The sequence below is a fragment of the Pelosinus sp. sgz500959 genome (assembly GCF_042610375.1).
GTDB lineage: Bacteria > Bacillota > Negativicutes > DSM-13327 > DSM-13327 > CTSoil-075.
This window is the reverse complement of the sequence record NZ_JBGJZL010000045.1, coordinates 1-842: the sequence shown is the minus strand read 5'-3', so window position 1 is coordinate 842 and position 842 is coordinate 1. Positions and strand designations below refer to the sequence as shown.

The following is an 842-nucleotide window of genomic DNA, read 5'->3' as shown; positions in this document are numbered from 1 at the left end:
AATTTTAACGCCGTTGTCGCAAAGAAAGCCACATAAGCACCAACCATATAAATATCACCGTGGGCAAAATTGATCAATTTGATAATGCCATACACCATGGTATATCCTAAAGCAATCAGCGCATATATGCTTCCGAGAGATATACCGTTAATTAACTGTTGAAATAATTGCTGAGTAAATGTAAATTCCATGGACGTACCTCCTTATTTTTTACACAATCAGAAAGTATAACCTAAGTCTTTTCTTATATTGGGCTTCATATTTCTAAAGGTAATCGTCGAAAACAGGGTTTTACCTATTCACAACCGATCAACAATATCGATATCATTTTCAAAAACTACAAATTGAATGACTATGGTAGATGGTAATCGTCAAAATGAAGTCTACCTATCTATTTTATGTCTGACTAACACGATCTCGAAGTTCAATTAACGATTATAAGTAGCAATTGTCGAGGATGGGAATAGAGGTTGAAGGGCATTACGTAATAAGTAATATCTAATATTCCCATCCTCGGCAAACTCACAACATAGATGATTTTTCGTTATTCTTTGGGTTTATTAGTTTTAAGGTTTTACAGTTTCTCTATATACTTGTTTACCATCTTTCATTTCAATGATAACTGCACTCTTAATCGCATCATGAGTAGCATTTAACGTCAAGGAACCAGTTACACCTTGGAAATCTTTCGTGTTAGCAAGGGCTTCACGAATTTTGTCTGACTCAGTGCTGTTAGCACGTTTGATAGCATCAACTAGTGCATAGGCTGCATCATAACCAAGAACAGCCATGGCATCTGGAACTTGACCGTATTCTTTCTTGAAAGCATCAAGGAACGCTTT

Annotated in this window: 1 protein-coding gene and 1 pseudogene; both read right to left on the bottom strand. The window is 35.9% G+C overall.

Annotated features, from left to right (window positions below; all coding sequences use genetic code 11):
* Positions 1 to 191: pseudogene (locus ACAN52_RS21865) on the bottom strand (branched-chain amino acid ABC transporter permease); the annotation flags it as partial.
* A 375-nt stretch (positions 192 to 566) separates the two neighbouring features.
* Positions 567 to 842, bottom strand: a 276-nt coding sequence (locus tag ACAN52_RS21860) for an ABC transporter substrate-binding protein (RefSeq protein WP_378957257.1), incomplete at its 5' end; no start/stop codon positions are given.